This is a genomic window from Mixta sp. (genome assembly GCF_024610815.1).
Classification (GTDB): Bacteria; Pseudomonadota; Gammaproteobacteria; order Enterobacterales; family Enterobacteriaceae; genus Mixta; species Mixta calida.
This window is the reverse complement of the sequence record NZ_JANION010000179.1, coordinates 1-3,903: the sequence shown is the minus strand read 5'-3', so window position 1 is coordinate 3,903 and position 3,903 is coordinate 1. Positions and strand designations below refer to the sequence as shown.

The 3,903-nt window shown below is 59.1% G+C and carries 6 protein-coding genes; all 6 read right to left on the bottom strand.

The genetic code is table 11. The features are described from left to right. A partial coding sequence (gene ycfP, locus MYY08_RS13585) for an alpha/beta hydrolase YcfP (RefSeq protein WP_288014570.1) occupies positions 1 to 416 on the bottom strand: 416 nt, incomplete at its 3' end. 40 nt (positions 417 to 456) lie between these two features. After that, complete coding sequence (gene nagZ, locus MYY08_RS13580; protein ID WP_190296729.1) at positions 457 to 1,494, bottom strand: beta-N-acetylhexosaminidase; 1,038 nt, start codon at positions 1,492 to 1,494, stop codon at positions 457 to 459. A 57-nt stretch (positions 1,495 to 1,551) separates the two neighbouring features. Next, a complete protein-coding gene (gene thiK, locus MYY08_RS13575; protein WP_038626749.1) occupies positions 1,552 to 2,385 on the bottom strand; it encodes a thiamine kinase in 834 nt (277 codons plus the stop codon). Next, positions 2,366 to 2,977: a penicillin-binding protein activator LpoB gene (gene lpoB, locus MYY08_RS13570; protein ID WP_038626751.1), complete on the bottom strand. Its 612-nt coding sequence runs from the start codon at positions 2,975 to 2,977 to the stop codon at positions 2,366 to 2,368. Before lpoB ends, thiK begins: the two co-directional genes overlap by 20 nt. Positions 2,978 to 2,989: 12 nt before the next feature. Next, positions 2,990 to 3,358 carry a YcfL family putative periplasmic lipoprotein gene (locus MYY08_RS13565; protein WP_288014567.1) on the bottom strand — a complete coding sequence of 123 codons (369 nt, stop codon included), beginning with the start codon at positions 3,356 to 3,358 and terminating at the stop codon, positions 2,990 to 2,992. Positions 3,359 to 3,378: 20 nt separating this feature from the next. Further along, a complete protein-coding gene (hinT, locus tag MYY08_RS13560) occupies positions 3,379 to 3,726 on the bottom strand; it encodes a purine nucleoside phosphoramidase (protein ID WP_038626756.1) in 348 nt (115 codons plus the stop codon). Between the last annotated feature and the right edge of the window lie 177 nt (positions 3,727 to 3,903).

Genomic DNA, 3,903 nt, shown 5'->3' with positions numbered 1-3,903 from the left:
TCAAGGATGCCGTCATGGCGGGAAAGCAGCGTCAGGCAGCGATCGCAGTTTTTCGCGCGAAAGTTGCTGACGCACTTGGTGGCGATATCGAGATACTCTTCCGGTCGATCGATTTTGTCGCCCATATTTTCATTGGGCCACAGGTTAGGGTTTATGATCACCTGGCGGATATCGCAGAGAAAACCGATGCGCTCCGCCCAGTAACCGCCCAGCCCCACGCCGCAGATTAGCGGTCGTTCGTCGACGTTCAGCATCAGCATTTTGTCGGTTTCTTTTAACAAATGCTGCATGTCGTGCTTAGGATGGCGCGTGCTGTAGCTCAGCAGGCGGACATCAGGATCGATGAATTGCAGCTGCAATACTTTTTCATGATTGCCCGGACTACTGGAATCAAAACCGTGCAGATAAATAATCATGGTTATCCTCACCGTTGATTAACCTGCCGGGCATCCCGTATCAGTTGCCCGACGCCTTGTGCGCCAGCCAGCGTTGCTGTAGCGCGCTCAGCGACTGGCTGGCGCGCTGCCAGCGCGGGGAATCAAGCAGCTGCTGGCGGCTGAACGATCCCTGATGATACAGACGGCTCACCTGCTCTGCTTTGATCGGCGGCAGGTTATCCAGCACGCTGACCGCGCCTTTGCGGTCGTTGCAGACCAGAATCATATCGCAGCCCGCATCCAGCGACGCCTGAGCGCGCTGCGCATAGCTGCCCATGATCGCCGCCCCTTCCATCGACAGGTCGTCGGAAAAGATAATGCCGTTAAAATTCAGCTCGCCGCGCAGCACCTGCTGCAGCCAGAAGGGAGAGCCGCTGGCGGGGCGCGGGTCAACCTGAGTGTAAATGACGTGCGCGGGCATAATGGCATCAAGCGCCTGCTCAGCGATCAGCTGTTGGAAAATCGCCATATCATGCTGACGAATGATCGCCGCGTCGCGGTCATCGCGCGGCGTCTCTTTATGGGAGTCGGCGCTGACGGCGCCATGACCAGGAAAATGCTTGCCGGTGGTTTTCATCCCGGCTTCGTGCATACCTGCAATAAAGCGACGCGCCACGCGCAGCGCGATATGCGGATCTTTATGGAACGCGCGATCGCCGATCGCCGCGCTGATATGGCCAATGTCCAGCACCGGCGCGAAACTGATGTCGATATCCATCGCAATCATCTCCGACGCCATCAGCCAGCCCGCCTCCTGCGCCAGCGTGTCCGCCTCTTCGGGCGCATTCAGCGCGGCAAAAGATTGCATCGCCGGCAGCGTGGTGAAGCCGTCGCGAAAACGCTGCACTCGCCCGCCTTCCTGATCGACCGCCACCACCAGCCGCGCATGGGAAGCGGCGCGGATCTGACGCACCAGCTCGCGCAGCTGTTCGGGATCGTGATAATTGCGCGCAAATAAAATCAGCCCGCCCACCAGCGGGTGAGCCAGAATTTCGCGCTCTTCGGCGTCCAGCTCGTAACTTGTCACATCCAGCATGACCGGACCGGGTATCGACATGATGATTCCTCCTGTAAAAACTGGCGCACATCATAACGAGAATGCGGGACCCGCGCGCTAAATTTGTCGCCAGGCGTCGATAGCCAGCTGACGCAGCGTTTCATCGCCGCTCTGCTCCCAACGCAGCTGATACCAGCTGGCCATCAGCAGCCGCAGCCAGGGGCGCCAGCGCGCCGCCTGACGCCGCAGCGCGGCGGGAGCGATACGGTTCGCCCGCGCGTAAGCGGCCAACAGCGCATCGCCCTGCGCGGCGTTCAGGCCGTTGCCGTCGATAATGGCCGCCAGTTCCAGCGCCACGTCGCCGTCAGCGGCGTATTCCCAGTCAATCAGGCGCAAACCGGCGGGCTGCGTCAACAGGTTGCCGGGATGAATATCCATATGCAGCAGTCCCAGCCGCAGCGGCGGCGGTTCACCGCGCCGCGCCAGCCGCTTCAGCTGTCGCAGCCAGCGCGGATGACGGTGTCGACACTGAAGCCAGTAGTGTTGCAGCAACGGCAACAGTCGCAGGCGGTAGCCGCTCAGCGGTTGGCGGTGCAGCTGCGTCAGCAGCGTGACCAGCTCCGGCTGGCATGCGGAAAAGCGATCCGGCGGCAACGTCTCGCCGGGCAGCCACTCCAGCAGTAGCCAGCGCGCGTTGATCGCCAATGCGCGCGGCGCCAGCCCGCTTGCCGTCAGGCGATGCAGGATACGCCATTCGCGCTGGCGCGAGATAAAGGGAATCGGGGAGGAAGGAATACGCCGCGCCAGCCACTGCCGACGACCGCAAACCACCTTGCCGGAGAGGCCGGTCAGACCGTTAAGGGGATGATAAAAACAACCGGCAGCTTTCGCTGCCGGTTGTTGGGCATCAATCAGCGTCTGCAGCGCGGCGTCAATGCTGTACGCTGCCATTGCCTGACCAGATGATCTCCCCGGTTTGCACCAGCATCAGCTGCATCTGCAACTCAGGAGATTTGATATCGCCCTGAGCGTTGCTGTAAAGCACATACTGCGCGCCGACGTAACGCGCCAGGCCCACCGCTTTGCTGCGCGAAGTCAGGCTGTCTTCCGGCGACAGGCCGAGCGTCTGCTTCGCCTGCGCCAGCTGCTGCGGCGTCACCAGCGTAAAGGTGTTGTTGTTCGCCAGCGCATTTTGCAGCGCCGCCGTCGCCTTCGCGGTTTGCAGGCTGCCGTTTGTGCTGTTTTTAATGCGATCCACCAGCAGCACGCTGCCTGAAGTAATGCCCTGCGCCTTCAGCATCTGCGCCACCAGCGGCTGAATGCTGGCGTCCCAGTCGATAGATTTCAGTTTTGGCGGCTGCGGCACCGCTTCGCCCGGCTGCTGAGTGGTGATCGGCGGCGGCTGCACCACCGGCGGCAACGGCTGCGAAGGTTGGACAGGTTCTACCGGCGCAGGCGGCTGTTGAGACTGCTGGTTGTTGATACAACCCGCCAGAAAAAATGCAAGCAGCACGACGCCGGAGAGTTTTAAACGCCTGGACACGGTTTTTTCCTCTTACAGATAAAGATAAAGACGAACTTTGCTTGCCATCAGATTGCCGATTTGCGAACTGATCTCAAGCCGCTGATTTGGCAATACCACAACGGTGCGCGGCGTCTCGAACGGCTGGATCTCCAGCCCTTTATCGTCATACCAGTAAAAACGATAGTGGACGGTCACCGGTTTGCTCTGCTGGTTCTCCAGCACGCTCGCCGCCCGCTGTTGCCCTGACTGTTCGGAAATCGTCGGTTTGCTGGTCAGAATGCCTGCGGAAAGCACAGAGGATTCCATAATCAGCGACTGCGACGTATCGATCATCGCTTTATCGCTGCTACAGGCGGTAAGAAGCATAACCAGCGGCAGACTGGCGAATAACGCGCGCATGTTGAAGTTCCGCAATCCGGTTAGCTCAGCATCGGCCCCAGCGGGCGCCCGCCGACCAGGTGCATATGAATATGGTAAACTTCCTGCCCGCCATGCTGATTGCAGTTGACGATCAGACGGTAACCGTCTTCGGCAATGCCTTCTTTTTTCGCGATTTTCGCCGCAACGGTGAACATGCGACCCATCGCCTGCTCATGCGCTTCGCTGACGTCGTTGGCGGTCGGCACCAGAATGTTCGGCACAATCAGCACGTGCGTCGGCGCCTTCGGTGAAATATCGCGAAAGGCAGTGACCAGCTCGTCCTGATAAACGATATCGGCTGGTACTTCACGACGAATAATTTTACTGAAAATGGTTTCTTCAGCCATGATGCATATCCTTAGCAGAGAAGTAAGTCATGGGAGTATGAGCGAGAATTTCGTTTTCTTTCAACCTTCCCACCATTTTTCTTTTGTTCAGGCCGCCGTAGTGCCACTTTTTTGTACACCCTCTCGCCGTTGCGCCGATTTATTGTGCGCCTTTTCGCATTACCATCCACGCCATCT